Origin of the sequence: Pseudomonas sp. zfem005 (genome assembly GCF_032621735.1) — a bacterium.
GTDB classification, from domain to species: Bacteria; Pseudomonadota; Gammaproteobacteria; order Pseudomonadales; family Pseudomonadaceae; genus Metapseudomonas; species Metapseudomonas solani.
The window spans coordinates 194273-220322 of record NZ_JAVYJE010000008.1; the positions used below are offsets into that span (position 1 = coordinate 194273).

Below are 26050 nucleotides of genomic sequence, written 5' to 3' on the forward strand. Positions count from 1 at the left end.
CCAACGCACGGCCCGACATAGTGGCCCGCCGCGGCTCGTGGAAGAGCCGCTCGCAACCCCATGAATAGCCTCTAAAGGACTAGCCCATGAGCCCCCGCATCGACATCACGGCAACCCCCAGCGAGGAAGACCGCGCGGCCATCCTCAGGCCGCTCCGGGCCCATAACACGGCCAGCGCCGGGGACCCGCAGCGCGCCACCCTGGCCCTGCTGGTGCGTGACGAGCACAGCGATGAGGTCATCGGTGGGCTCTACGGCGAGATCTTCTATGGCTGGCTGTACATCGAGCTGCTGGCCATCCCCGAACAGGCCCAGGGGCAGGGTACGGGGTCGCGGCTGATGGTCATGGCCGAAGAGGCCGCCCGCGAGAAGGGCTGCGTCGGCATCTGGCTGGACACCTTCGATTTCCAGGCGCCGGACTTCTACCAGAAGCACGGCTATACCGCGTTCGGCGAGATCGCCGACTTCCCGCCGGGGCACACGCGCTTCTACTTCCAGAAGCGCCTCGTTTGATTCGCGCCAATGCCCGTGCTTGAGCGGTGCGGGGGTTCCCTGCTGGCCGCTGCCAGTGGTTTACTCCAGCCCCCGGTGCGCAGGCCTGGTCCATGCATCGCCGACCCCATCAGCAGTAAGGACGACCGATGTCCCTGATTTCACAGCGTGTGGAAATGGCCCGCAACGGCACTAATGACAAGGTGATCTGCCGCATGCCATCCGGCTGGGCGGTGATGGGGGACGTGCAGTTCCTCACCGGCTATTGCCTGCTGCTGCCCGACCCGGTGGTGCCGAGCCTCAACGACCTGGATATCGAGGCCAGGACCCAGTATCTGCTCGACATGGCCCGTATCGGCGATGCGGTGCTGCAGGCCACCGGCGCCGCGCGCATGAACTACGAGATTCTCGGCAACTCCGAGCCGGAGCTGCACTGCCACCTGTTCCCGCGCTACCCCACGGAGCCCGAAGAGAAGCGCCGCATGCCCGTGTGGTTCTACGACTGGAAGAACGCGCCGCCCTATGACGAGAACGTGCATGGCGAGCTGCGTAAAAAGATCGCGCAATTGCTGCAGGCGTCTGTCTAGGGGCGAACGGAGGAGGGGAAGGGGCCGACTGCGCCATTGGGGCCGCTGGTCATCTGTGGTTCATGCAGCCTGGATGCCCGTGTAGAATCCCGCGCCCCAAAATCAGGAGACAACACGTTGGTAATTCACTACTCCTCCTCTCCAGAGACCGCCGCCTGCGGCCGCGCCGCCACGAGCCAGAACAGCAGCGCTGATACCGCCCAGGTGTCCTGCAAGCTCTGCCTCCGCTCCATCGAGAAACAGGCCGTAGAACCCGTACGCAAAACCCCGAGCCTCGCCGAGCTGCGGGCCGCCGCCAAGGCCGAAAAGGCTGCTGCGGCACCGGTCGCTGCGCAAGCCTCCGTTGCTTCCGCTATTCCTGCCAAGCCTGCAAAACCCGCAACTGTCGTCGTTGCCGAAGTGGCGCAGCCCGCTTCCGTCAAATCGGCCCGCGCCGAATGGCAGCAGCGCCTGGCGCAGATGCCTGGTCGCAATCGCCTGCCGCGTGGCAAGGCCCGTCAAGCCTTCATCTGACCGGACCTTCGCTGGTGAGCGCCCGCTGCTGATCGCAAGCGGGTGCCCAGCATCGGAAGCACGCGGGCAGGCGTCGCCTTGCCTGCATGCCGACGGCTCCACTTTCGTTTTTATCCCTATCCGCGGCTTTCATCCTCGACCCCGCATAACACGAGCATTCTGCAGTCACCGAATCGAGCGCGCATGGGCCTCCATGCCGGCTACCCGGTTCGGTTGTGCCCAGTAAATCCTGCTGGCGAGTCTGTGGATCCGCGTCTAGATTGCTGGCTTCAATCCTTGCTTTGGAGCGGATTCATGGACGAGCAGCTCAGCACAATTATCCAATTCGCCGAAACCTACCTGGGGCGTCCGTTGACCGAGGCTGAGCTGCAGCAGCTCATCGCCTTCGTGCGCTCCAAACCAGAGCTCCAGTCCGGCAGGCTGCTTGGTGCGGCCGCCGAGGGGAGCCAGCCCGAGGATGCGCTCTCAGCGTTCCTGGGCACGCTTTAGCCGGTAGGTCGGGTGCAACCCGGTTTGCTGTGATGGGTTTCGCTGCGCTCTACACCATCCTACAGTGTCGCCCCAACCCACGGTGCTGACCAATGTGTAGGGTGGATGACGTTCTTTTCATCCACCAAACGATGCAGCCGACGGGCACATGGTTATGGCAACACTGCGGGCTGCTTGGCGACTGAAGTCGCCCCTACATGGGCTGTGGTGGGCGCGTGTGCAACCCGGCATTTGCTGTGATGGGTTTCGCTGCGCTCTACACCATCCTACGGTGTCGCCCCAACCCACGGTGCTGACCGATGTGTAGGGTGGATGACGCTCTTTTCATCCACCAGGCGAGGCCGTCGGCGGGCACGTAGCCCCATGGTTTTCGCGGGTTTCACCCGCCCTAGGGTTCAGTCCAGCACGTCATGCAGGACTTCGTAGATCACGCCCGTGGCGATGGTCACCAGCAGCAGGTCGGTGCCGGCTTGCTGCCACTCATAACCCTCGTAATGGGGCAGGCGGCCCAGCAGGCGGCCGTCGAGCTTCTTGGCGATGCCCGGTGGCAGCGGTTTGCCCCGCGCCAGGTTCTTCTGGATGCCGGGCGGCAGCGAGGGACCGGGGTTCCAGTAGCCGCGGTTGTCGTTGAGGATGATCCGTACGCCGCCGATGTCGATCGAGGGGCTGCCCTGCCAGTTGTCCTGGCCATGCTGTCCCTGGTTGCCCTGGTTGCCCTGGTTGCCCTGGTTGCCGTGCTGGCCGCCCTTGTCGTGTTTGCCTTTGCCGTTGCCCGGGTCGGCCAGCAGCGCCGGCGCCGACCCGACCAGGGCAAGGCCGAGAATCACGGATAACACTGCATTACGCTTGAACATCACATCACCTCCGAGGGCACCTGCTGAACGAACCGGCTCTTGCAAGTGTAGTGGGCGCGAGTCTGGTCAGGTATGGCTTGCCGTGCGTAGGTCGGGTGCAACCCGGCATCTGTGGTGATGGGTTTCGCTGCGCTCGCGGAGCGCCGCCCGACCCATCCTACGGTGTCGCCCCAACCCACGGTGCTGACCAATGTGTAGGGTGGATGACGCTCTTTTCATCCACCAAACGATGCAGCCGACGGGCACATGGTTATGGCAACCCAGCGGGCTGCTTGGCGACTGAAGTCGCCCCTACAGAGGGCCTGTAGGTCGGGTGCAACCCGACGGTACGTCCACCAGCCTGAAGGCAGGCCTCCTGTGTGGGCGCCATTGGTCTCTACCACGGTGGCACTTGGCCGCCTCGCTCGGGTGAATGGGTGAAGGCGGCGGTGCACGTGGGCTACAGGGCGTTGGTGGATCGCGAGCCCCGGGCTAGAGCGGGGGAAGAGTCTATGGGCGGGGCTGTCAAGTAAAAGCTGGCCTAGACCAAAAACATGCATCAGAAATGTGATTCCGTTGGCATGAAGAGTTGTTGCAAAGCGTGTTGAAACCAAAGCGTCTTTTTCCATCACTAGCGTCGCCTGGGTTCGAACATCTCGCTGCCGAGTGAGCCTGCGGGCGTCATGGAAGCTCTCAGCAGCCTTATGCCACTCATACGACCTGGTGAGTTCCTCGATGATTTCGAAAAGCAGAAGAAGCTTCATCCAGCTGGCGGCCGGCACGGTCGGCGCCACCGTTGCCAGCAGCCTGCTGCCGGCCAGCATCCAGGCGGCGCTGGCGATCCCCGCGCACCGCCGGCACGGCAACCTCAAGGACGTCGAGCATGTGGTGATCCTGATGCAGGAAAACCGCTCCTTCGACCATTACTTCGGCACCCTCAAGGGCGTGCGCGGCTTCGGCGATCGCATGGCCATCCCGCTGCCCGACGGCCAGCGCGTGTGGCACCAGAAGGGCAGCAAGGGCGAGATCCTGCCGTACCACTTCGACACCAGCACCACCAGCGCCCAGCGTGTGGACGGCACCCCGCACACCTGGCCCGACGCCCAGCAGGCCTGGAACGAAGGGCGCATGGACAAGTGGCTGCCGGCCAAGACCGAGCGCTCCCTGGGCTACTACAAGGAACAGGACATCGCCTTCCAGTTCGCGATGGCCAACGCCTTCACCCTCTGCGACGCCTACCACTGCTCCTTCCAGGGCGGCACCAACCCCAACCGCCTGTTCCTCTGGAGCGGTACCAACGACCCGCTCGGCCAGCACGGCGGCCCGGTGACCACCAACGACCACGACAGCAACGGCCCGGTGGAGCAGGGCTACACCTGGACCACCTACCCCGAGCGCCTGCAGGCCGCCGGCATCAGCTGGCGCGTGTACCAGGACATGGCGGACAACTTCTCCGACAACCCGCTGATCGGCTTTCGCCAGTACCGCGCTGCCGGGCCGGACTCGCCCCTGATCGTCAACGGCCTCAGCACCTGGAAGCTCGACGCCCTCAAGCGCGACGTGCTGGCCAACACCCTGCCGCAGGTGTCGTGGATCGTGGCGCCGGCCAAGTACTCCGAGCACCCCGGCCCGTCGAGCCCGATCTGGGGCGCCGAGTACACCGCCTGGGTGCTGGACGCGCTCACCGCCAACCCCGAGGTGTGGAGCAAGACCGCGCTGCTGGTGATGTTCGACGAGAACGACGGCTTCTTCGACCACATGGCGCCGCCGGCCGCGCCGAGCCTCAACGCCGATGGCACGCTGAACGGCAAGACCACCGCCGACGCCACCCTCGAATGGCACACCAAGGGCGACACGCGCTACCGCAACCAGCCCTATGGCCTCGGCCCGCGTGTGCCCATGTACGTGATCTCGCCCTGGAGCAAGGGCGGCTGGGTCAACTCCCAGGTGTTCGACCACACTTCGGTGATCCGCCTGCTCGAACAGCGCTTCGGCGTGATGGAGCCCAACATCAGCCCCTGGCGCCGCGCCGTGTGTGGCGACCTGACCTCGGCATTCGACTTCAGCAAGCCCAACGACGGCGCCTTCCCGGGACTGCCGGACACCAGCCAGGCCGACGCCATCGTCGCCAGCCAGATCAAGCTGCCGAAACCCAAGCCGCCGGCCGTGGCCGCCATGCCCGTGCAGGAAATGGGCATCCGCCGCGCCCGCGCGCTGCCCTATGAACTCGGCGTGCACGCCCGCTACCGCGCAGGCGAGGAAGCCCTCAGCCTCACCTTCGCCAACACCGGCAAGGCGGGCGCGGTGTTCCAGGTGTTCAACCTGCTGGACAGCGTCAGCGCGCCCAAGCGCTACACCGTTGGCGCGCACCGCCGCCTGCACGACAGCTTCCCGGGCAACGCCAGCGGCGACTACCACCTGGAAGTGCACGGCCCGAACGGCTTCCTGCGCGTGTTCCGCGGCAACCTGCGCCGCGACGCGGCGGACCGCAAGGCACCGCTGCCGGAAGTGCGCATCGACTACCAGCCGCTGCTCGGCAGGCTGCAGGTGCAACTGATCAACCGTGGGCGCCAACCGCTGAAGCTGACGATCAAGGACAACGTCTACTTCCGTGGCGAAAGCCAGACCGTCACCGTCCCGCCGGGCCAGCGCAGGGAAGTGCGCTACTCGCTGCGCAGCAGCTGCAACTGGTACGACTTCAGCGTCCGCGCGCAAGGCGTGGAAGGCTTCCTGCGCCGCTTCAGCGGGCGCATGGAAGACGGCCGCACGGGCTTCAGCGACCCGGGCATGGGGCTAGGGTCGTTGACCTTCTGAGGGGGAGGCCTGGCCCGCTTTGGCGGGCCAGGTCGGGGAGGGCGGTTAGGGGTTTCCTGCGATCGGGAGTCACTGCGGTGGGCATTCGAGACTGGGCAAGGACCCTGTCCGGAATGGCCCTCTTGAGGCTCTGCATCGTCCACGAACGTCCACATGCTCCCATCGAATTTCAGCGTGCCGCGAACGATCCCGCTCGGGCAGCACAGCGCATCTTCGCCTCTGAGGTTCCTGCCTTCGTAGCGCAGTGCGCCATCCTCCAGATAAAGCCGGTCGACGATTCTTGGGGGCCTATTCGCGATTCGGGAATGCTCAGGGCTGATATAGAGCTTGTCGTAGCTCCCATAGGTCACGACCGCTATCTGAGTTGCCTGCATCTGCGAGCCGCCACTGCACCCCCGGTCCAGGGCATACAGCGCTACGTGAACCCTCCGGTCGAGGGTGTAGGGCACGACGTTCTTGGGGTCCATCGCATAGCTGCAGCCGAGGGTGCTGGCGTAGCGCTCCACCAGTGACGGGATATTCTCGATCTCCTCAGCGATACGCTGTTCCTGGAGGCGAACGTATGCCGCCACGCTTTCCTCGGTATCCCCAAGCGCCACCGGCGAAAGCAGGCTCAGCAATACAGCACAGGCTCCCAGGCGCTTCCGTTCAAACCTGCCCATCCGCAATTCCTTTGCCATGGTGGTGTGATCAGTCCCCTCGAACCTGCTTCAGCCAGTTCCAGAAGGGGTCGGTCGACTCATCGTCGTCCATGCTCGCGGTGCTCTGGACGATCTCCTTCGCGCGCGCCGGGATGCTCAGGCCCAGCGTGCGCTCGACATGCTCGCGGAACAACTGCGGAGGCGGCGGGTAGTCGGCGTCTTCGTAGTCGATGTCTTTGATCTGCTGGGGCGTCACCCCGAACTGCTCCGGCCAGCAGAGCTCGTCGTAACCGATGGCCAGCAGGCGCAGCAGGTCTTCCACGTTCTGCGTCAGCACGCAGAGCATCACCGACCCGGAGCCCGAGCCCAGGTGCACGATGCGTTGCTGCCCCTCGTCGTCCAGCCACAGCCCTGCCCAGGAACCATCCCCGCCGGTTCTCAGGAAAATCCGCAGGCGCTCGTTCACCGCCGGGTCATCGCTGTTGGTCCAGCTGGCGGTATCGGCCAGGTCCGGCACGTGGAAGGAGGTGGTGGAGATCTCGCTGTACTCGGGCTCCGGGTGCAGCGTCATGTAGCGGGTACCGCTGTACTCGATGGTGCGTACGCAACCGTGCGCCTCCATCAGTTGCATGGCTTGCAGCAGTAAAGCGGGCATCGGGTTGGCGGCCGGAAAGGCGGCAGCGACTTCATCGGAGAACTTCATTTCGTCCCTGATCCAGGTCTGTAGCGGGTGGGGGTAAGAGCGTGGGGGCAGATTAGCCTGAGTGCTGATCGGGGGGCGTTATGGGGCTCACATTGTCGAGTGGGAGGTGATCAGTTCGGCGGGAGGGTGGTAGGGGGCGAGGAGGCCATCGCCAAGAGCAGGAGATAGAAGAATTCCGTTGTAGCCTGTCCCACACGAAAAGCCCCAGCCTTTGCGCCGGGGCTTTTCGTTTCTCGCCGGATCATGCGCTTCGCGACCATTCCCCTGCTTCGATACTTACAGCCAGCCGCTTACCCAACTTCGCCAGCGCGGCCTCGACGGCCTCCATCTTCGAGGTATGGAGGAAGTCCACCAGTCGATCTACCTGCATGGGGGCGACACCGAGCAAGCGGCACAGGTCTGCCTTGCGCAGGCCCTGTTCCATCATGGCGTTCCAGAGGTAGATCTTGGCCACGGTGACGGCGGGAAGCCGAATCACATGCTCGCCAGCTTCGGCGGGGCTTGCCGTCGGAATCGTGCGGCGCTGGTCAACATAGAGGGAGAGGGTGGACTCGATGGCGTCCACGGCTTCAGCCAGCGCATGCGCAACGTCATCGCCATAGCTGTTCAGCTCAGGAAGGTCACGGCAGAAGACTGCCAACCCTGGAGTGTCATCGGCCTCAAGCCGGATTGCGTAGTCGTGCATGGGCGCTCCTGGATGAATCACTCGATCTTCAGTGTCGGGGCAGGGTTCACTCGGTGAGCCCCAGTTGCTTGACGATTGCCTTGCGGGTCGGTTCTTTCATCTCCTTTGCACCGTGATCCGCGAAGATCGTCGTCTTGCCGTTGGGGGGCTGTGATCTTGAAGTGGCTTCCTTTCGCCGCTTCGAAGATGACCCCCTGGGCCTTTAACCATTGCCTGAATTCGCTGTGTTTCATCACCTCGTCTCTGTGATTCGGGTGGGGTGAAGATACAACAAATATGTTGTTATGCAACATCCGTGTTGTGTAGGTCGTTTCCCTTGATATGCCTGTTAACGCTCCCGCTCCGGGAGGTTTTGAGGCCCGCAGATGCCCGATAAGCCCGAGAGCTGGGCGCGTTGCTCGAATGGCTGCTTCGTGAGCGGCTGCGGGGAGGAGAACTGCGAGATCGAGGCTGCTTATTCGATATCAAGCTGTGGAGGAGTTGGTATGGCGAGACTCAGGGCATTGCGCCCCAAGTCTCTCTGCGTGGCGCCAGAGCAGAACAGCTGCGCCTGGCAGCTGTTCAGCACTATGCGCAGTCGATCGTCATGGAGCCGCCGCACAGGGTGACGGCATCCTTGAGCTCGATGGGTTCGCTGCTGGGGCGCTTGTTGTGGTACTGGCAGAACGGGACGATCCACACGATGCGCTTGTCATCGTCATCCCGCACATGGGCGCCGACCTGGGTAACGTTTCCGCAGTACTTCGCTACGCATTTGGCGGGGAGAGTAAGGCCGGTTCCTCTCTCCCAGTGGCCTAGCCAGGTTTTTGGAATGGTTGAGCACTGGCACTTGCGCGAGGACGTGCCGTCGATGTTGTAGACAAAGTGGGGCATGGGCGTCGACTCCTTTTGACGTTTTAGATGCGGGTATTTCGCCTGATGGGTATAGCACGTGGCTGTGTCGAAGGTGATACGACGTTGGCGGTTCCGGCCACTGCTCTATTGATCAACAGTAGTCGCTGTTGAATCAGGTGCGGCGTCTACGTCGGGGCAGAATATAAACTATCAGCTTATCGCTGGGGCTATGCCATAGAAATGCGCTTTGCCGCGTAGTAGCAAATAAGACTTCAGCATGGCACATGCAGGTCAGCTGTATAGGCTGCGGAGAATTAAACCCGCGCTCGGGTTTGCTGAGCTTGTAAGGAATTGACCTGGCCCACAGGGCGGGTCAGGTCAACTGTAAAAACACGGTAGCAGCTGTAGTGATAGCTAACTTTCATATCACTCCCCGTGTTTGCGGAAGAAAGTCACTCCGTAGGGGCGATATTTACGGGTTTGGTTGTGTCAGATGGAACAGCGTTGGGCTTTGTAGTTGTTGAGGGTGCAGGATTTTCTGAGAGTGGGGGAGTGGTTTTTTGTAGTAGAGAAGTTGCTAGAATTTCTCTGCGTTTCGTAAGGTCCATTATTTGGTCGCGTAGCTTTTTTTTCTCACTATCACTTAAGGATAGCTCCGTAGATTTCAATAGCTGAGATTGTTTTTGTATTTCGTTGTCAATATTGTCAATTGCTGCATTGTAGTCGAGTTGTTTTGTTGCGTCTTTCTTGTTGATTAGACGTACCAATGCGACAGGGATTGAGCATAAGTTGTGGTATCTTACGGCGTCCATGATTGCTGTTTGGTAGGGGTACTTATCTATTGATAGTTTCTGTCTTTCGTATATTTGCTCGCTTAGCTCTTCTCTGCGGGACATGATTTCGCCGGTTAGAGTAGGAGCTAGTATGCCGCTGTAAAATTCTTGATTTAAATTGTTTTGGTAGTAACCAAGTACGGAGGATGCTCCGGCAAGATTCTGTCCTGCACGTCCTGAAACAATGGCTGCGGCAGTTGATGCAATATTCGAGTACGTTCCGATCATTAGGTTTTGTGCAGCTCTCCCCATGTGGGTTTTTTCTATGAAAATCCCGCAGTTTATTTCAGAATTTGCGAGTAATTGACCTTGAATTTTGTTTCTTTCAGTAGAACTGGTTATGTCTTTTTTTAATAATTCTTGCAGGTCTTGGGGCTTTGCAGCCTCCTGAGAAACTATGTCGGGAGAAGAGGACATCTTTCGATATTCATCAAAAGCATTTTTCTCCATTTTCTCCTCAATGATGGTGCAGCCAGAAATGAGAATGGGTGCTAACAGTATGAGTGTGCGCATATGCTTCCCTGCAGTCAGTTTGTCATCAAATGGATATCAAATGGCTATCGCTATATTTTTTTAGCTGAGCTACCAAGGAAATGCAAGGTTGGGAAAGCGTTGATGAAATGCTTGCCTAGGGCAGTGGTGGTCGATATAGCGAGCAGTGAGTCGGTGCTTACTAGCTCTCCAACTGGACTTACGACTGGATCAAGGCGAGGACATTGGTACCATCAGACTTGGGCATGATCAGCATATGGGGGCGGCACCACCGACGGACGATGCTGAGCTACGATTTGCCGTGCTCTTATGCCGTGGGCCAATGGTCGAGCTCCTCCTTGCTCTACTCGCGAAGAATTGGGTCGGAATGCTTCGCCATCCTTTACAGTGCCACCTTTGATTCGGCCATACCCATGCGGCCAGCGCGTACGCGCCCTTGTGCTGAAAGGCGTTGAGATTATTCCAGCCTATGACCTACTCGAACCTCATCTCCGCAGCTTTGGCGATAGCCGTCGTGATGCAGGGCTCTCCAATCAACTCCAGTTCGAAAACGATGTCTTCATGGGTCTCACCCAATGCTCCAAGCAGCTTTGCAAACAGTGGGGGGTAGCCTGATCGTAGCGAGTGCCTTTAGGGCGGCGTCGATATCGCGCAGGTGGAAGGCGGAGTGGGAGAGGTCGAGCGGGTTGTTCATGAGGGATATCTTTGCGTGGATAAGGAGGCGAGCTGATTGATCCACCCGGTTTAGAAGAGGGATAGCTATCGGTCAAAATCGTACAGTTACGCATGGTTACCGGTGGTGTGCGTTGATTAGAGTTGGAGGCCAAGACTGTTAAGTTCTGGAGGTAATATGATCTCTGTTGCTACCTAGTTATTGTGTTTTAATCTTTCTTTTGTTGTGTGGTTTTTGAGTTTTTGCTCTGTTCTTTTGTTATGGATAACACGAATTTGCTTGGTATTGTAATATCTATATTTTTTTCATCGCCCCCGAGCGAGAGTCTGTAGGTGTCACCTATAGACCATATGATCTTGGTTTTGCTTAACATGCAATTTTCTCCAAGTTTTGTCAGCTTTGGAAATATGGCTTCGCTGCAAATTTCTTTTTTAAGATGTATAGAGTCGGCTGTGTAGTTTCCGATGCCGAGAATTTTTACGATTATGGCTGGTAAGGAGAACCACATGTTCGTGAATATAGATAATAGAAGAGAAAATATTGCACTGAAAAATACCGTATGACTTCGGCTAATAGTCATTGCAGCAAGAGCGCTTATAGAAAAAATCATGGGCATAAGCAGAATAACAAAAACGGCAGCCCCCACCTGGAATATGTCGTCCTCGCTAGTCATGTAGGCCCTAACCGTGGCTAGTGCAAAGCCAAGGCTAATCAAGCTTGCGATGAACATGGCGAAGTAATTTACGAGGGTTGCTATAAGAAGATTTAGAACGGACAGATCATATTCTCTCTTAAGGTCTACGGTTAGTAGTATGGTCGTTGCTAGTGTTGTGCCGAGGAATATGCTTATTTGCTGAGTGGAGCTGTAATCACCCGTCAGACAAAGTATGGCTGTCATGCCGCTAAGAATGCTTGGTACAGCAAAGTATTTCTTTATCACCAGGAATAATTTATCGTTTCTTTTCTTTTTGCTATCTTGAGGCAGAAAATACTCTAATTCTCCCATTATGTCTTTATTCTTGAAGAATGAGTCTACCCAGAAGAATGCTGGGAAGGAAATGCAGAGTGCAATTATGAAGAATACCGCTGCTCCAAATATGAAGGCGGAGATTAGCAGTGACCCTAATGAGAAAATATCAAAGCTTGGGAAGAAATGGTTTTGGCAGAAATAAATTAAAAATAAAGTAAATCCAACTGCTATGGGGACTGTTTTTAAAAGTGCTCCTATATTTTCTTTTATAAGACTAATGAGTTTTTCAATGGCGTCGATTGTTGCTTCGTTAGTGTCTGGATTTTTCATCCGAAACCTTCCTTGTCTCTCGATGTTCTTTAGGGGGACTGGCCTCAAATAGAGATCGTGGTCGGCCTTTATGTTGTCTGTTATATGCTTTCAATCATGGGCAGGAGTCAGTATCTACCACCGCCAGAGCTTCCGTAGAAAATTTCTACATTTGCTATGCGTTCTATATCTTCCGGGGGATCAATGCTTTTAAGGACAATAAATTGCCCCTTATTACTAGATGAGGATCCATTTATTTAACCTTTACTCGTCCCGAGACTTCTAGAATTTTACTCCGCGTGATGGCAAGTGGCCTAGATAATCCTGCTGCTTGGCTCTGAGGCTCTTGCCGCGGCTTGCCGGGAAGCGGCCTGACAGGCGGCTATTGGCTGAACGCGGCCACTCATACGTAAAGATATGCAGGCATTATTTTGAGGTTGAGCCAGCCATCCTCTCTAAAACCCCTTCCCCCAAAACAAGCCCCAAATCCCCCTCCGGCACCCCCTCTTTAATCTCCTCCAACGTCTGCCATCTGAGTTGCCCACCCTGCAATGTCGCCTTTCCTCTAACAACCGCCCCATTCCTGGCGCTGGTGACATACAGAACAGCCTCCGAACCCGTAACCGTTCCTTTGACTTCCCCACCTTCGTTGATCCGACCGCAGTTGACCGTGGCGAAGTAGTGGGTGCCGGTTACGGTGTTGCCTTGCTGCACCAGTTCGAAGCCAGCGCCGCCGCATTCAGCCTTGGCCTGTATCTGTTCGGGCGTGCGCAGGTCCAGGTACCAGCTGCCTGTGAAAGAGGACTCTGCGGCGTACAGGGCGGGGAAGGTGTTGATCAGAAGCACTGCCGCGACTGGGATTTTCAGACGATGAGGGGCTCGGTGGCTGAGCGGGTGGCTGCTTGATACAGCTGGTTCTGGGTGTTGCTGCATAACGATCCTTGTTGCGTGGCTTTTCAAGGGGGCGTAGAGGGCGGTGCCATAACCGAAGACGCTGGATTGCGTTGGCTTTTGGTTGTGGCTGACGGCCGCTGGCTGCCCTGATGAGTGTTTGCTTTAGGCAAAGTAAACATGAGTAGGCAGGCTTACGAGAGCGTCGAGGCCTGTCCCCGGAACTACTAACTCTGCGCCGCAAAATGCTCTGCTTGTAGGATTGCGGCCTTGGGCAACTCCATGCGCAAGCTTTCGCGATACTGCTCGGCTGGTGCTTCGTGAGTAACCTCGACGGCGGCATCGTAGCTTTGTCGGATGACCGACTCGATCTCAGCTATGTCCGCTCGGAAGAATTCCTTGCGCCCGTTTACCTTGTTTAGGCGGCCCGCAGCAAAGCGTTCATGTAGTTTTGCCTCCAGCGCCGGGGCGTTATCAGAGAAGACCATTGCGTGCACATCAAACCAAAACGGCACCGATGCATCTCCCAGCTCATCGACACGATCCATTGGTTCCAGGCGGCGTGTCATACCAATCTTGTAAATCCCCTCGCCGAATGCCCCGATATTCGAGATCACGTACACATAGCCGGCCTTGGCATTTTGTTCGCGATAGTCGATGAGCTTCTCTTCGCTTTCCAGCGCGGTCCGGCCAGCCTCAACTTCAGCAAGCTTGGCCAAAAGGGGTAGGCGGTCCTCTTCGGATTCTGCTTTATCCAGGCGCGCTTGTAGGTCACGCAATGCGGTTGTGAAGTGCTTGCGCTCTTTGGCGATCTTCTCCCGGGCTGCACGAATCTCCTGTTCAAGCTTCTGCTGTTCTCGCAACTCTTCTCGGGCGCGCTTGGCTTCCTCTTTTTCCTCTTGCTTCTTGATCTGAAACTCGTGGGCAAGGTGTAACTCATCGATTTTTAGGCCTAGGTATTTGCGCGATATTTCCACGTCCATAATTTTGCCTAGGCGGTTGCAGGCTTCGAATGATTTGAGAATGCGCTTCTCACCCAGCTCTACGTTGTCAAATTTGACGTTGTCTACGCAGTAGTCTGCTTCGTTATTAAACGATCGAATGACCAGCTTGATCATGTCGGTCACAAGCTTGCGCCCTTGGGCTTGGCTGCCATTGACCGTCCAGGCCATGTTTCCGGTAGCCGCCGTACCAGCCTTTATCATCGTTTTTTGGTATTCACGCGTAGAGTCCAGCCGGGACTTGTACTCAAGGCTGGCATTCAGTTTGAATTTGGGTTCGTAGAGCGCGAAGCTCTCCAAAAGCAGCGTTTCCTCCCACACGAGGATCTGCCCTTGCAGATCAGTGGAGCGTTGCGCGAGCGCTGCTACTTCTTGGCCAGCACGTTGGACCTCCTGGCGGGCAGCAGCAAGTTTGGCCTTCTCTTGCTCAATCAGTTTCTGGACTTCCAGCACGTCCATGGCACCGATCTTCCTATTGAGCACCTGCAACTGCGCATAACGTGCCTGAAGCTCGGTAAGTTGGATATCCAGATCATCAGCCCGCTGTTTATGCGCTGGACCATTCCAGTAGTCACTAAAAGACATAGGTTCCTTCCTCTTTTCTGAATTGCAGATTCTTTAGTTTCAATTGCCATGAAGCGATTTCTAGCGCAATCCAAACGCAATAGTAGCTTCGCGAATTTCTACTGGTAAGGCTGGGAAAGCCCCTCGCAGTGTCCACTCTGGTAAGTGATATCAATCGAGATGGGGCTCTGATACCGCGCTCCATATTACTGGTGTATCTCTGGTTGCTACCTGGCGTCTTCTGAGCCTTCCCAAGCGGCAGCTTAAGTTCAGTAGGTGCTAAAACCTCGCTCAGAGACCCGCCTCGATAAGCAGATCGGAAGGGCTGCACTGCATGGCGGTGGCGATTCGAACGATGTTGAGGAATGTCACGTTGCGTTCGCCGCGCTCGATCTTGCCCATGTGCGAGCGGTCGATTCCGGCGGCATCGGCGAGCGCTTCTTGGGAGAGGTCGAGCGTCTTTCTGCGGGCGCGGACAGCGTTGCCCAGCTTCAAGAGGCTGCCTCCATCGTTAGCGTGTTCTACCGACACTCGTTCCATAAAGGGACCTTGCAAGGGAGTTGGCAGCTGGAAGCCTGGCTTCAGATTTCTTCAAGCTCCCGACGCAACTGCTCAAGCAGCTCATCCACACCCAGTTCCGGGTCTGCCAGCAGGTAGCTTTTGGCCAGAATCGTCAACGGGTGCACGCCCATGTTCTCCGCCAGCTCGGCCAGCTTGATCACCGAAGGGCTCTTGATGCCGCGCTCCACATCGCTGATGTAGCTCTGGCTCGCTCCCACCGTTTCCTGCGAAAGATCCTTGCTCTTTCTCAGTTCCTTGATGGCTTGCGCCAGTGCTTGCTTCAGTTCCATCCCGCCTACTCGCAAAAAGGAACGATGAAGCCTTCCGTCCGGTCATTAATCTATACTCAAAGGAGTATCTTTGGTCGAGTGAGATTTCCTCTTACGTGTTACCTCTCCAGGCCTAGATCAGGAGATTCCCGGCCAATGCATACCCACCCCAAAACATGGACCCACGCCATCACCACCATCCTCACCCAGTCCCCCGGCGAGCCACAGCTACGCGCCTTGGCCAACTGGCTGCACAGCTTCGCTCCCACCGACTACGTCGTGCTGTTCCTCTATGAAGGCAGCCACCTGCCGCTGCCCCTGTTTCACACCGTGCCAGCCGAGTTGCGCGCGACCTTTATCGATGACTACCGCGCCGGCCCCTATCTGCTCGATCCGTTCTGCCTCGCTTGCCTGTTCGATAACGCCGATGGGCTCTATGGCATGCGCGAGTTGGCGCCGGACAGCTTCCACAGCGGCCATTACTTCGATGCCTATTACCACCGCCTGCGCTTGAGCGATGAGCTGGGCTTTTTAGCCACGCCAGCGCCGGGTTGCCGGGCGGTGCTGTCGTTGATGCGCGGGGAGGGCGGGGCGCCGTTCGATGAAGAGGCGCTGCGGCTGTTGCGCGATGCGCTGCCGGTGGTGCAGGAGGTGGTGCGCATGGCCTGGGAGGCGCGGAGCCAGCCGCCGGCGGATGCCGTACTGCCCACGAGCCATGTGCGTGCGGTGTTCAGTTCCTTCGGGGAGGAGTTGCTGACGCGGCGTGAACACAAGATCGCCCAGTTGCTGTTGCAGGGCTATTCCAGCGAGCAGATAGCTGCGCAGTTGCGCATCACCCGGGGCACGGTGAAGGTGCACCGGCGCAACCTGTACGAGAAGCTGGAGATCAACAGCCAGGCAGAGTTCTTCGGGCTGTTCGTACGGGAGTTGATGACGGAGCCGACCTTCAGCCGACGCAGGCACTCGCGGCGCTAGGCAGCCGCGTGCGCAGCGCCGCTCGGTGCTTCCGGTGAAATCCAGGTGCGCACAGCACACCCTACGTCCGGAGTGAGTAGTGGCTGGGCGCTTCGAGGGCTGTAGGAGCGAATTCATCCGCTATGGCCACGCACCCCGCCATTCGCGGTTGAAACCGCTCCCACAAATGTTCCCTGTTGTTTTTCTCGTGACGATACGAGTCTCGGGCCCAGCAGGATGAACGGATGCCGTAGGGTGTGCCGTGCGCACCGCCGCTCGGTGCTTCCGGTGAAATCCAGGTGCGCGCAGCACACCCTACGTCCGGAGTGAGCAGTGGCTGCACGCTTCGAGGTTTATTCACACCCCGATGATGCAGCAGTATCGAAGGCTGCGAGGTGGCCAGGGGCATGTAGGGGCGACTTCAGTCGCCAAGCAACCCGCAGGGTTGCCACGCGTGCCTTCAGGGCAACGCCATTGCCCATGGGCTAGTGAACTCGCCCCAACCGACAACGGCTACCGCCCCCGCTGCTTCTCATAACGCACATCCCGCTCATCCACGACCCCGGCCAGGGTCCAGCCGTGGCGCTGGTAGAAGCCGTTGGCGCGGATTTCTGCGTGGCCATCGGTCACCAGCCAGATGCGCTCGTGGGCCTGGAACAACGCCTCTTCCGCCGCCTGCAGCAGCATGCGCCCCAGCCCCACGCCTTCGAATTCGGGGCGGATGAACAGGGCGAAGAGCTCACCCTCATCCAGGTCGATCATGGCGAAGCCGGCGGGCACGCCGTCCACCTCGGCGACCCAGCAGCAGGGCCTGGCGGCGATGGCGTCGGCCAGCACGGCCGGGGTGATGCCCAGCTCGGCCATCTGCTCGCGGGAGAGGTGGTTCTGCACGACGCTGGTGCGGATGGCGAAGAGCGCCTCGATATCCCCGGTGGTGGCCAGGCGCAGGGTGCGGGTCATGCTGTCATTCCTTTGCGGGTTGTCCTGTGTGGGGGCGGTCGCCGATGCCGAGTTGCAGCACTTCGCCGGCCGGGCTGATCACCCGCAACCGTGCCTATTGTCGTTCACCCATGGAACGTCCTCTCCCTGGAGCCTTGGTAGTGTCGAGCGGCAGATCAGTGAATGGTCGGGAAGCGCTCTTTCACCAGCGCCTGGGCGTGGAAGGCCATCTGGTCGAGCAGGCGGTCGCGCTTACTCTCGGCCTCGCTCAGGGCCTTCTGGCCGTTCTGCTTCACCAGGTAGGCGTGGATCTGCCGCACTTCCTTGGACTGGAAGATCGGCGCCAGGTCCTGCACCGCCACCATGCCGTTGGAGCGCTGGGCGCGGGTGTTGAGCAGCACGTGCGGCCCCTGTGCGGCCAGCACGCGGAAGCCCAGGGCCTCGAAGGTGGGCACCTTGCCCGCCGCGCAGGCCAGTTCGGCGTGGGGGCGGTGTTCGAGCATGCGGTGCACCAGAGCGCGGGCGATGCCATTGCGGCGGTGGCTGGCGGCCACGGCCAGGTAGGCCAGGGTGCAGGCCTCGGCGTCGTCCTGGCTGGGCAGGTACAGGGCGAAGCCCAGCACCTGGGACGGGTCTTCGTCCGCCAGGGCGAGCACCAGCCGCGCGCCGCTGGCCTGGGCGCTGTCCATGGCCTGCAGGTACAGGTGCACTTCGTAGCCGATCACGTACTGGTACAGCTGGTAGAGCGGGTTGCTGGGCGTCAGCGGAACCGGGCTGATGTCGCTGAAGTAGTCCACCACCATCTGCAGCACCTGGCTCTTCAGGGATTCGGGCGGCGGGTTATCCAGGGTTACGAGGGTGAACATGTGCAGCTGACTCCGGGCGTGCCCGATCGGGGAAATCGGCGCGGGCGCCATTGTAGCGTCGCCCGCCGCGGGCGGCTCACTTGAAGAAGTTGCTCGGCGTGATGCCGAACTGCTTCTTGAACATGGTGGTGAAGGCGCTGGGGCTTTCGTAGCCGAGCTGGCCGGCCACGTCGATGATCTTCTCGCCCAGGGCGATGCGCTCCAGGGCGAGCAGCAGGCGGGCCTGCTGGCGCCATTGGCCGAAGGTCATCCCGGTGCCTTTCTGGAACAGCCGCTGGATGGTCTTCTCGTCCAGGCCCAGCCGGGCGCTCCAGTCCGCCAGGGTGGAGCCGTCGCTGGGGTCCTGCTGCAGCGCCGCGCAGATGCCCTGGATGCGCCGGTCCGCCGGTTGCGGCAGGTGCAGGGGGAGGGTGGGGAGGATCTTCAGCTCATCGAGGATGAGGCTCATCACCCGTCCTTCGCGGGAGTCCGGCGCATAGGACTCGGTGATGCCGATGGAGGCCTGGATCAGTTCGCTGAGCAGCGCCGAGATGCTCACCGCCTTCGATTCGAGGGGCAGGTCCGGGGGGATGTCCGGGCGTACGAACACGCTGCGCATCTTCAGCGCGCCCACGCAGCGGATGGCGTGCACCTGCCCGCAGGGCATCCAGATGCCGCGGCTGGGGGGCACCGTCCACTGGTTCATCGCCGAGTGCACCACCATCACGCCCTGGATGGCGTAGATCAGCTGGTGCTTGTTGTGCGAGTGGGGCTGGATGAACCAGTCCGCCGGGTAGTCGGTGGCGCTGCTGCGCAGGGGCCAGGGCGCGGCGTCGATCTCGCTCAGGAAGGTGTCGAGGGGCTTGATCATGATGTCTTTTTCGCGATGGTTGTTGACCGGATTGCGCGAGACAGGCGGTTGAGCGGGCCTTAGGATAGCGCCGAATCCTGAGAACCAGCAGCGTGATTTCACGGCCAAAGCGTCCGTGGAGCGGCGTTGCCTTTGCCTGGAAGCGTGCCATGTCCATCAGCTCCACCGCCTCCCCCCTGGCGGCCCCTTCGGTCGCGAGCCAAGCCAGCCCGCTGGTCATGCGCGTGATCGGTGCCTGCGCGCTGGCGCACCTGATCAACGACCTGATCCAGGCGGTGCTGCCGTCGATCTACCCCATGCTCAAGGCCAGCTACGGGCTGAGCTTCACCCAGGTGGGGCTGATCACCCTGACCTTCCAGCTCACCGCCTCGCTGCTGCAACCCTGGGTGGGCTACTACACCGACCGCCACCCCAAGCCCTGGCTGCTGCCGGTCGGCTCGCTGTGCACCCTGGTGGGCATCCTGCTGCTGGCTGTGGTCGGCTCCTTCCCGGCCATCCTCATGGCCTCGGCGCTGGTGGGCATCGGCTCGTCCACCTTCCACCCGGAGGCCTCGCGCATCGCACGGCTGGCCTCGGGCGGGCGCTTCGGCCTGGCGCAGTCCACCTTCCAGGTGGGCGGTAACGCCGGCAGCGCCTTCGGCCCCTTGCTGGCCGCCGCCATCATCATTCCCTATGGCCAGGGCCACGTGGCCTGGTTCGGGCTGTTCGCGGCCTTCTCCATCCTCGTGCTCTACGGGCTGAGCCGCTGGTACCGCAACCACCTCAACCTGTTCCGCCTCAAGCAGGGCGGCGTCGCCACCCACGGGCTGTCCAAGCGGCGGGTGACCTTCGCCCTGGTGATCCTGGCGTTGCTGGTGTTCTCCAAGTACTTCTACATGGCCAGCCTCACCAGCTACTTCACCTTCTACCTGATCGAGAAGTTCGACCTCTCGGTGGCCAGCTCGCAGCTCTACCTCTTCCTGTTCCTCGGCGCGGTGGCAGCCGGCACCTTCTTCGGTGGCCCCATCGGCGACCGCATCGGGCGCAAGAAGGTGATCTGGTTTTCCATCCTCGGCGCGGCGCCCTTCACCCTGGCGCTGCCCCACGTCGACCTGTTCTGGACCGGCGTGCTGAGCATGGTCATCGGCTTCATCCTGGCCTCGGCGTTCTCGGCCATCGTGGTCTTCGCCCAGGAGCTGGTGCCGGGCAACGTGGGCATGATCGCCGGCGTGTTCTTCGGCCTGATGTTCGGCTTCGGCGGCATCGGTGGCGCGCTGCTCGGACACCTGGCTGACATCCACGGCATCGAGCACGTGTTCTTCCTCTGCTCCTTCCTGCCGCTGCTGGGCATCCTCACCGTGCTGCTGCCCTCCACCAAGGGGGTGTAGGGCAGGGCGTGCGGCGCGGGTTCAGAGCCAGCGCCGCACCCGTTTGCAGTAGCCCGCGTACTCGGCGCCGAACAACTCGGCCAGGGCGCGCTCCTCCGGGGCGATCTGCAAGCGGTCGAGGTACAGCACGAAGCCGGCCACGCCGAGCAGGCTCAGCGGGGCGGCCAACAACGCCGCCCAGGCCAGCAGCACCAGGGCGAAACCCAGGTACATGGGGTTGCGTGTGTAGCGGTAGATGCCGCTCTGCACCAGGGCCGTGGCCTGTTCCGGCGCCAGCGGGTTGACCGTGGTCTGCGCCAGCCGGAAGCTCGCCACCCCCGCCAGGCAGATGCCCAGCCCCACCAGCAGCAACACCAGCGCCATCACCAGGCGCCAGGCCTGCGCCACCCCGATGGGCGGAACCGGTTGCGCCAGCAGCGCCATCAGCAGGGCGAACGCACCTGCGACCATCAAGGGGGGGACGCGTTTCTCCAGCCAATCCATCGTCGTTTCTCCTGTGGGCTTTCCGCGCAGCATGAAGGCTGTAGCTACTCCAGGGTCAAGCCTGCGGTCGGGCCACGCCCGCTCTAACTTGCGCTCCGGGGCTCAGCGTCTACGCTCGACCGTTCTGCTTTTCAGTGATCAGGACGAGTGATGGAACATTCAGGCGCGACGGTTTTCACCAAGGGAGAGTTCAGCGTGGTGCAGTGGTTGGCGGTGCGGCAGGACGGTTCGACGGAAATCCGTGGCTATCGCCTCAAGGGGCCGGGCGCCCCGCAAACCCTGCTGCCCACGGCGGTGATCGCCAGCGCGATGATCCAGGAGCTGACCCGGCGCCGGCCCGGCCTGCGCATCTGAAACCACCCAGGGCCCTGCAGCGGAGGGACGGCACATGGAGCGATTCAGCGGCGGCTGCCTGTGCGGCAGCGTAAGGCTGGTGGCGAGCGGGCGGCCCTACCGGGTCGGCCTCTGCCACTGCCTGGATTGCCGCAAGCACCACGGCGCGCTGTTCCACGCCTCGGCGATATTCCCCGAAGCCGCCGTGGCCATCGAGGGCGAAACCCATGACTACGCCGGGCGCTGCTTCTGCCCGCGCTGCGGCTCGTCGGTGTACTCGCGCACGGGTGATGAAATCGAGGTGAACCTCGGCTGCCTCGACGCCCCCGACCAGCTGCTGCCCACCTACGAGAGCTGGGTCACCCGCCGCGAAGCCTGGCTGCCGCCATTCCCGCTCGCCCACCACTATCCCCACGACCGCGAAGGCACGGGCCGCTCCGAGGACTGACCTGCGTTGTTCTCCGGCACAAAAAAGCGCCCCGTGGGGCGCTTTTTTCATGGACGCTGGCATCAGCTGCCAGTGCGTTTCTTCTCCGAGGCGCTTGCCGGCGGCTCGCTGCGCTTGGCCGGCTGCTGGCCGGCGTCGGCCACTTCGGCGTTCTTCTTGCCCCACAGGCGCTGCTGGTCTTCACGCACCTTCTGGTTGAACTGGTAGGAACGGTCGAAGCCGTCGCCCCTGGCGAAGGCGGGCGCGCTGCCGAGAGCGAGCAGGGCGATGAGGGCGTAGTGGATCTTTTTCATGGGCAGGCCTCTTGAAGTTCGCATGTCGGATGGGGAGTTGCGATGCGAAGTGGGCCTGATGCTACGGAGGTGAAACTAACAGGGGCATGAGCCGGACATTACATTGCTGCAATCTTCCCGGTGCGCGGTGAAGGCCCCGGCGTTCAAGGCCTGGGCGGGGTGTTGCCTTTCAGAATTGTAATCTTCCAATCATCCTGGCGTTAGCTCCCGGCAGTGACGATAAGGCGCGGTCGCATTCATTCGAACAATCCATAACGGCCCGCCCAGATCAATAAGAACTGCCATTCGCCAGGAGCAATAGATGAACAGAAAAGCCAAGCTGTCGCTTGCCGTCGTGTCCGCCATTCTCGGGGTCAGCCCGCTCGTTCATGCCGAAGAGCAGAAAGAGGGTTTTATCGAGGGCAGCAGCCTGAGCGTCCTCAACCGCAACTTCTACTTCAACCGCGATAACCGCAATGGCGAGGAGGGTGCCGGCGGTGCGGGTTACTCCGAAACCTGGGCACACGCGGTGATCGGCAAGTTCGAATCCGGCTTCACCCAGGGCACTGTCGGCTTCGGCGTGGATGCCTTCGCCATGCTCGGCCTGAAGCTTGACACCGGCGGCGGCCGCAACGGCGCGCGCAGCTCCTTCGACGTGCTGCCCGTGGACAGCGCGGGCGATGCGCGGGACGAGTACACCAAGGTCGGCGGGGCGGCCAAGGTCCGCGCCTTCGACACCGTGATCAAGGTGGGTGACGTCTTCCCGGTCACGCCGGTGGTGCAGTACGGCGACTCGCGGCTGCTGCCCGAATCCTTCCGCGGCATCACCCTGGCCAACAACAGCATCGATGGGCTGACCCTGCAGGGCGGTCGCCTGCACGCCATGAGCCAGCCGGTGTCGAGCAACATGCGCGACAACTTCGCCACCTTCTATGCCGGTGGCGTCGATTCGCCCTGGGTCGGTTACTTCGGCGGCGACTATGTGCTGAACGACCACGTCAGCCTCAGCGCCTACAGCGCTCGCCTGAAGGATGTCTGGGACCAGTACTACGTCGGCACCTCCCTGAGCTACCCGTTGAACGACGAGGTTACGCTGATCGGCGGCTTCAACCTCTACAAGGCGGTGGACGAGGGCAGCCAGCAGCTCGGCGAGTTCAACAACACCATCTGGAGCGGCAAGGTCGGCGTGCGTTTCGGCGCCCATACCCTGGCCCTGACCCACCAGCGCAACAACGGCGACGACGACTTCGACTACCTGCGCCAATCGGACTCCATCTACCTCGACAACTCCATCCAGTATTCGGACTTCAACTCGCCGAAGGAGCGCTCGTGGATGGTGCGCTACGACCTGGACATGGCGGCATTTGGCGTCCCGGGGCTGTCGTTCATGACCCGCTACGGCAAGGGCACCGACGCCGACTACAGCAACGCCAACGCCACCTACATGCGCCGCGACGCGGATGGCAATCCGCTCACCGACCAGAAGCGCTGGGAGCGTGACATCGAGGCGAAATACGTGGTGCAGAGCGGTTCGCTGAAGGACATGTCGTTCCGCATCCGCCAGGCCAACACCCGCGCCACCCAGTTCGAATCGGACCTGGACGAGTTCCGCCTCATCGTCGAATACCCGCTCAGCGTGCTGTAGCGGGCCTTGGCGAAGATGACGGATTTGTAATTCGCCGACCACGGTCCCGTCATTTTCGCTTTCGCATACTTCCACTCATTCACCTTTGAAGCAGTGATGCTCCTTTGGAAGAGGTGAATCCTTGGGCGCCCTGGTGGGCGCCTTTTTTATGGGCGGAGTATCCGCCCGAGCGGGCGCGGGGTTGATTCGTGCGTAGGGTGGAGGTCGCTTTTCACCTCCACCAATCGGAGGTGAGCCGGGGCACGTAGCTCCATGACCCCCACGATGCCCCCGTAGGATGGCGTAGAGCACCGCGAAACCCATCGATCCAAGGCTCCCGTCCGCATCGTGCCCATTGGCAACCCCGGCAGCATGGGTTTCGCTGCGCTCTACCCATCCTACGGTTTGCGCTGGTCCCTGCTTATCCCCGTGCGGGAAACACCAAACGGAAGAGGGTGAAGCTGCCCGGCAGGCTGCTGGCTTCGACGCTGCCCTGGTGCAGGCTCATGATCGAACGCACGATGGCCAGCCCCAGGCCGGTGCCGCCCTCGGCGCGGGAGCGGCCGCTGTCCACCCGGTAGAAGCGCTCGAAGAGGTGCGGCAGGTGCTGGGCGGGGATGCCGATGCCGGGGTTGCCCACGGCGATGGAGACCTTGTCCGTGTGCCGTTCGATGACGATGGAGATCTGGCTGCCGGCCGGGCTGTGGCGGATGGCGTTGGACAGCAGGTTGGACAGGGCGCGCTGGATCATCAGCCGGTCGCCCCGGGTGGTGCCGCTGCCGGCGACGGCGATGTCGATGCGCCGCTCCTCCGCCGAGATGCTGAACAGGTCGGCCACGCGCCGCGCCTCGTCTTCCAGCGTGATGCTCTCGAAGGGCACCAGGGAGGCGGGGTGGCTGACGTGGGCGAGAAACAGCATGTCGGTGACGATGCGGGTGACCCGCCCCAGCTCCTCGGTGCAGCACTCCAGCACCTCCTTGTAGGCCTCCGGCGGGCGCTCGCGGGAGAGGGTCACCTGGGCCTTGCCCATCAGGTTGGTGATGGGCGAGCGCAGCTCGTGGGCAAGGTCGTCGGAGAACTGCGAAAGCTGCTGCACGCCTCCGTCCAGGCGGTGGAGCATGAAGTTGATGCCCTGGGCCAGGTCGGCCAGTTCCTGGGGCAGGCGCTCCACGGGGATGCGGTGGGTCAGGTCCTGGGTGGACACCAGCGAGGCCACCTTGCGGAACTGGCGCAACGGCCGCAGCCCGCGCTGGACGATCCACCAGGCGCCCATGCCGATCACCAGTAGCAGCAGGGGCAGGGCATAGAGCGTCGAGCGCAGGTAGGCGTTGAGCAGCGTCTGGTCGGCGGTGCGGTCCATGGTCAGCTGGATGATCACCGGCGTGCCGTCATCCAGGCGCACCTTGGTGGCGGCGGTGAGGGTGGCGTGGCCGAAGTCGTCGCGGGCCTCGTGGTAGCGGATCACCTCCGTCACCGCCGGCAGCGGGCCGCTGGCCAGGGCGCGGTCGCTCACGTCCAGCAATAGGCGGCCGTTGGCGCCGGCCTGGTAGATGGCCAGTTGCAGGTTGTCGTGGCCGAGCACCAGATCGAGCAGGCCGTGGGGCTTGCCGAGCAGGCCGGTGGGGGTGAGGCGGTCTTCCTCCAGGCGGTGTTCGATCTGCTCGATCTTGTCCCGCAGGCCGTCGCGGGCCAGGGACGAGAGTTCGTGGAGCAGCGCGAAATAAGCCGCCACCGCCAGCAGCACCACCAGCGCGGCGCCCATGAGCGCCACCGAAACCCCCAGGCGCAGCGACAGGCTGGCGGGCTTCATGGGCGGTCCTCCAGCACGTAGCCGACGCCGCGCAGGGTGTGGATCAGCTTGTTGTCGAAGGGGTCGTCGATCTTCGCCCGCAGGCGGCGGATGGAGACCTCCACCACATTGGTGTCGCAGTCGAAGTTCATGTCCCACACCAGCGAGATGATCTGCGTGCGCGACAGCACCTCGCCCGAGCGGCGCATCAGCAGGTGCAGCAGGGCGAACTCCTTGGTGGTCAGGTCGATGCGCTGCTCGCCGCGGAAGGCCCGGTGGCGGCCCGGGTCCAGCTCCAGGTCGGAGACCTTGAGCACGTCGGGGATGGGCACCTGCTCGGTGCGGCGCAGCAGCGAGCGCACCCGCGCCAGCAGTTCGGGGAATTCGAAGGGCTTGACCAGGTAGTCGTCGGCGCCCAGGTCCAGGCCCCGCACCTTGTCCGCCAGGCGGCCCCGGGCGGTGAGCATCATCACCCGCGTGTTGCTGGTGCGGCGGATGTTTTCCAGCACGCCCCAGCCGTCGATCTCGGGCAGGTTCACATCCAGTATCACCAGGTCATAGGCGTGCTGGCGGACCAGGTGAAGGCCATCGATACCGGTGGCGGCACGGTCGGTTACATAGCCACTTTCACTGAGGCCCTGGTGCAAGTAATCGGCAGTTTTAGGCTCGTCCTCGATAATCAGGATTCGCATATTCAAGTTACCTGGAAGTTCGAGGTTCAATTGATTCAAGCGCGCGGCTTGTATGCATTCATCGCGAGCGGATAGAGGCCGCTTCGTTGTTGTTGAGCGGAGGCTAAAGGCTGTAGTTGCTGCAGGGTCAAGCCCCGCCTGATGCGGCTGGCACGGGTGCGGCAAGCGGTCGCACTGGTCGGCTGGGTGGCGCTGGATCGTCAGTCGCGGGGGCCGAAAAGTTGCGCGGTTATTTGTTACGAGTCATGACGAAGTTCAACGGTCAATCACTCGGCCGGCG

Annotated in this window: 27 protein-coding genes and 1 pseudogene; 10 read left to right on the forward strand and 18 right to left on the reverse strand. The window is 61.1% G+C overall.

Annotated features, from left to right (window positions below; all coding sequences use genetic code 11):
* Positions 1 to 86 precede the first annotated feature (86 nt).
* The 4 genes from RTW82_RS18950 (at position 87) to RTW82_RS18965 (ending at position 2080) form a co-directional block, all read left to right on the forward strand.
* Complete coding sequence (locus tag RTW82_RS18950) at positions 87 to 512, forward strand: GNAT family N-acetyltransferase (RefSeq protein WP_043245332.1); 426 nt, start codon at positions 87 to 89, stop codon at positions 510 to 512.
* A 128-nt stretch (positions 513 to 640) separates the two neighbouring features.
* Positions 641 to 1078, forward strand: coding sequence for an HIT family protein (locus RTW82_RS18955; protein WP_021220176.1), 438 nt, complete (start codon positions 641 to 643; stop codon positions 1076 to 1078).
* Positions 1079 to 1195: 117 nt separating this feature from the next.
* Positions 1196 to 1591, forward strand: a complete 396-nt coding sequence (locus RTW82_RS18960) for a hypothetical protein (protein WP_316926046.1) — start codon at positions 1196 to 1198, stop codon at positions 1589 to 1591.
* 294 nt (positions 1592 to 1885) lie between these two features.
* Positions 1886 to 2080, forward strand: a complete 195-nt coding sequence (locus RTW82_RS18965; protein WP_184490039.1) for a hypothetical protein — start codon at positions 1886 to 1888, stop codon at positions 2078 to 2080.
* A gap of 395 nt (positions 2081 to 2475) precedes the next feature.
* On the opposite strand, the gene RTW82_RS18970 is transcribed toward RTW82_RS18965, so the two are convergent.
* Positions 2476 to 2934, reverse strand: coding sequence for an anti-virulence regulator CigR family protein (locus RTW82_RS18970; protein ID WP_316926047.1), 459 nt, complete (start codon positions 2932 to 2934; stop codon positions 2476 to 2478).
* Positions 2935 to 3648: 714 nt separating this feature from the next.
* Between RTW82_RS18970 and RTW82_RS18975 the strand changes: the two genes are divergently transcribed.
* On the forward strand, positions 3649 to 5727 hold the full coding sequence (locus RTW82_RS18975) for a phosphocholine-specific phospholipase C (RefSeq protein ID WP_316926048.1): 2079 nt from the start codon (positions 3649 to 3651) through the stop codon (positions 5725 to 5727).
* Positions 5728 to 6417: 690 nt separating this feature from the next.
* On the opposite strand, the gene RTW82_RS18980 is transcribed toward RTW82_RS18975, so the two are convergent.
* The 10 genes and pseudogenes from RTW82_RS18980 to RTW82_RS19025 form a co-directional block, all read right to left on the reverse strand.
* Positions 6418 to 7071 (reverse strand): hypothetical protein, encoded by a 654-nt coding sequence (locus RTW82_RS18980; protein WP_316926049.1) that lies wholly within the window; start codon positions 7069 to 7071, stop codon positions 6418 to 6420.
* 241 nt (positions 7072 to 7312) lie between these two features.
* Positions 7313 to 7756: a type II toxin-antitoxin system HicB family antitoxin gene (locus RTW82_RS18985; protein WP_316926050.1), complete on the reverse strand. Its 444-nt coding sequence runs from the start codon at positions 7754 to 7756 to the stop codon at positions 7313 to 7315.
* A 46-nt stretch (positions 7757 to 7802) separates the two neighbouring features.
* Positions 7803 to 7989: pseudogene (locus RTW82_RS18990) on the reverse strand (type II toxin-antitoxin system HicA family toxin).
* Between the two features lie 334 nt (positions 7990 to 8323).
* Entirely contained in the window at positions 8324 to 8629 is a 306-nt protein-coding gene (locus RTW82_RS18995) for a hypothetical protein (RefSeq protein WP_316926051.1), read from the reverse strand.
* A 413-nt stretch (positions 8630 to 9042) separates the two neighbouring features.
* A complete protein-coding gene (locus RTW82_RS19000) occupies positions 9043 to 9936 on the reverse strand; it encodes a hypothetical protein (protein WP_316926052.1) in 894 nt (297 codons plus the stop codon).
* An 860-nt stretch (positions 9937 to 10796) separates the two neighbouring features.
* Positions 10797 to 11888, reverse strand: a complete 1092-nt coding sequence (locus RTW82_RS19005) for a hypothetical protein (RefSeq protein ID WP_316926053.1) — start codon at positions 11886 to 11888, stop codon at positions 10797 to 10799.
* Positions 11889 to 12293: 405 nt separating this feature from the next.
* Positions 12294 to 12713, reverse strand: a complete 420-nt coding sequence (locus RTW82_RS19010; RefSeq protein WP_316926054.1) for a hypothetical protein — start codon at positions 12711 to 12713, stop codon at positions 12294 to 12296.
* A 272-nt stretch (positions 12714 to 12985) separates the two neighbouring features.
* Entirely contained in the window at positions 12986 to 14344 is a 1359-nt protein-coding gene (locus tag RTW82_RS19015) for a DUF4041 domain-containing protein (protein WP_316926055.1), read from the reverse strand.
* Positions 14345 to 14614: 270 nt separating this feature from the next.
* On the reverse strand, positions 14615 to 14863 hold the full coding sequence (locus RTW82_RS19020; protein ID WP_316926056.1) for a helix-turn-helix transcriptional regulator: 249 nt from the start codon (positions 14861 to 14863) through the stop codon (positions 14615 to 14617).
* Positions 14864 to 14904: 41 nt separating this feature from the next.
* Entirely contained in the window at positions 14905 to 15174 is a 270-nt protein-coding gene (locus RTW82_RS19025; RefSeq protein WP_021220194.1) for a helix-turn-helix domain-containing protein, read from the reverse strand.
* A gap of 135 nt (positions 15175 to 15309) precedes the next feature.
* Here RTW82_RS19025 and RTW82_RS19030 point away from each other — a divergent pair, with 135 nt between their 5' ends.
* Complete coding sequence (locus RTW82_RS19030; RefSeq protein ID WP_316926057.1) at positions 15310 to 16128, forward strand: helix-turn-helix transcriptional regulator; 819 nt, start codon at positions 15310 to 15312, stop codon at positions 16126 to 16128.
* Between the two features lie 492 nt (positions 16129 to 16620).
* On the opposite strand, the gene RTW82_RS19035 is transcribed toward RTW82_RS19030, so the two are convergent.
* The 3 genes from RTW82_RS19035 to RTW82_RS19045 form a co-directional block, all read right to left on the reverse strand.
* On the reverse strand, positions 16621 to 17067 hold the full coding sequence (locus RTW82_RS19035; RefSeq protein ID WP_316926058.1) for a GNAT family N-acetyltransferase: 447 nt from the start codon (positions 17065 to 17067) through the stop codon (positions 16621 to 16623).
* Between the two features lie 155 nt (positions 17068 to 17222).
* On the reverse strand, positions 17223 to 17912 hold the full coding sequence (locus RTW82_RS19040; protein WP_316926059.1) for a GNAT family N-acetyltransferase: 690 nt from the start codon (positions 17910 to 17912) through the stop codon (positions 17223 to 17225).
* Between the two features lie 76 nt (positions 17913 to 17988).
* Positions 17989 to 18762 (reverse strand): helix-turn-helix transcriptional regulator, encoded by a 774-nt coding sequence (locus tag RTW82_RS19045; RefSeq protein WP_316926060.1) that lies wholly within the window; start codon positions 18760 to 18762, stop codon positions 17989 to 17991.
* Positions 18763 to 18911: 149 nt separating this feature from the next.
* Between RTW82_RS19045 and RTW82_RS19050 the strand changes: the two genes are divergently transcribed.
* Positions 18912 to 20129, forward strand: coding sequence for an MFS transporter (locus RTW82_RS19050; RefSeq protein ID WP_316926061.1), 1218 nt, complete (start codon positions 18912 to 18914; stop codon positions 20127 to 20129).
* 21 nt (positions 20130 to 20150) lie between these two features.
* Here RTW82_RS19050 and RTW82_RS19055 read toward each other — a convergent pair whose 3' ends face one another.
* Positions 20151 to 20612, reverse strand: a complete 462-nt coding sequence (locus tag RTW82_RS19055; protein ID WP_184490017.1) for a methyltransferase family protein — start codon at positions 20610 to 20612, stop codon at positions 20151 to 20153.
* 150 nt (positions 20613 to 20762) lie between these two features.
* Between RTW82_RS19055 and RTW82_RS19060 the strand changes: the two genes are divergently transcribed.
* A complete protein-coding gene (locus tag RTW82_RS19060) occupies positions 20763 to 20966 on the forward strand; it encodes a hypothetical protein (protein ID WP_263401461.1) in 204 nt (67 codons plus the stop codon).
* Between the two features lie 34 nt (positions 20967 to 21000).
* Positions 21001 to 21393 (forward strand): GFA family protein, encoded by a 393-nt coding sequence (locus tag RTW82_RS19065; protein ID WP_316926062.1) that lies wholly within the window; start codon positions 21001 to 21003, stop codon positions 21391 to 21393.
* Between the two features lie 62 nt (positions 21394 to 21455).
* Here the strand turns inward: RTW82_RS19065 and RTW82_RS19070 are convergent, their stop codons facing one another.
* The gene (locus tag RTW82_RS19070; protein ID WP_316926063.1) at positions 21456 to 21686 is read right to left on the reverse strand and encodes a hypothetical protein; all 231 of its coding nucleotides are present in this window, start codon (positions 21684 to 21686) and stop codon (positions 21456 to 21458) included.
* A 301-nt stretch (positions 21687 to 21987) separates the two neighbouring features.
* On the opposite strand from RTW82_RS19070, the gene RTW82_RS19075 reads away from it, so the two are divergent.
* Positions 21988 to 23310, forward strand: coding sequence for an OprD family porin (locus RTW82_RS19075; protein WP_316926064.1), 1323 nt, complete (start codon positions 21988 to 21990; stop codon positions 23308 to 23310).
* A gap of 400 nt (positions 23311 to 23710) precedes the next feature.
* On the opposite strand, the gene RTW82_RS19080 is transcribed toward RTW82_RS19075, so the two are convergent.
* Together RTW82_RS19080 and RTW82_RS19085 are read right to left on the reverse strand one after the other, a co-directional pair.
* Positions 23711 to 25099, reverse strand: coding sequence for a heavy metal sensor histidine kinase (locus tag RTW82_RS19080; protein WP_316926065.1), 1389 nt, complete (start codon positions 25097 to 25099; stop codon positions 23711 to 23713).
* Positions 25096 to 25770: a heavy metal response regulator transcription factor gene (locus RTW82_RS19085; RefSeq protein ID WP_043245376.1), complete on the reverse strand. Its 675-nt coding sequence runs from the start codon at positions 25768 to 25770 to the stop codon at positions 25096 to 25098. The genes RTW82_RS19080 and RTW82_RS19085 overlap by 4 nt, the downstream gene beginning before the upstream one ends.
* Positions 25771 to 26050: the final 280 nt, after the last annotated feature.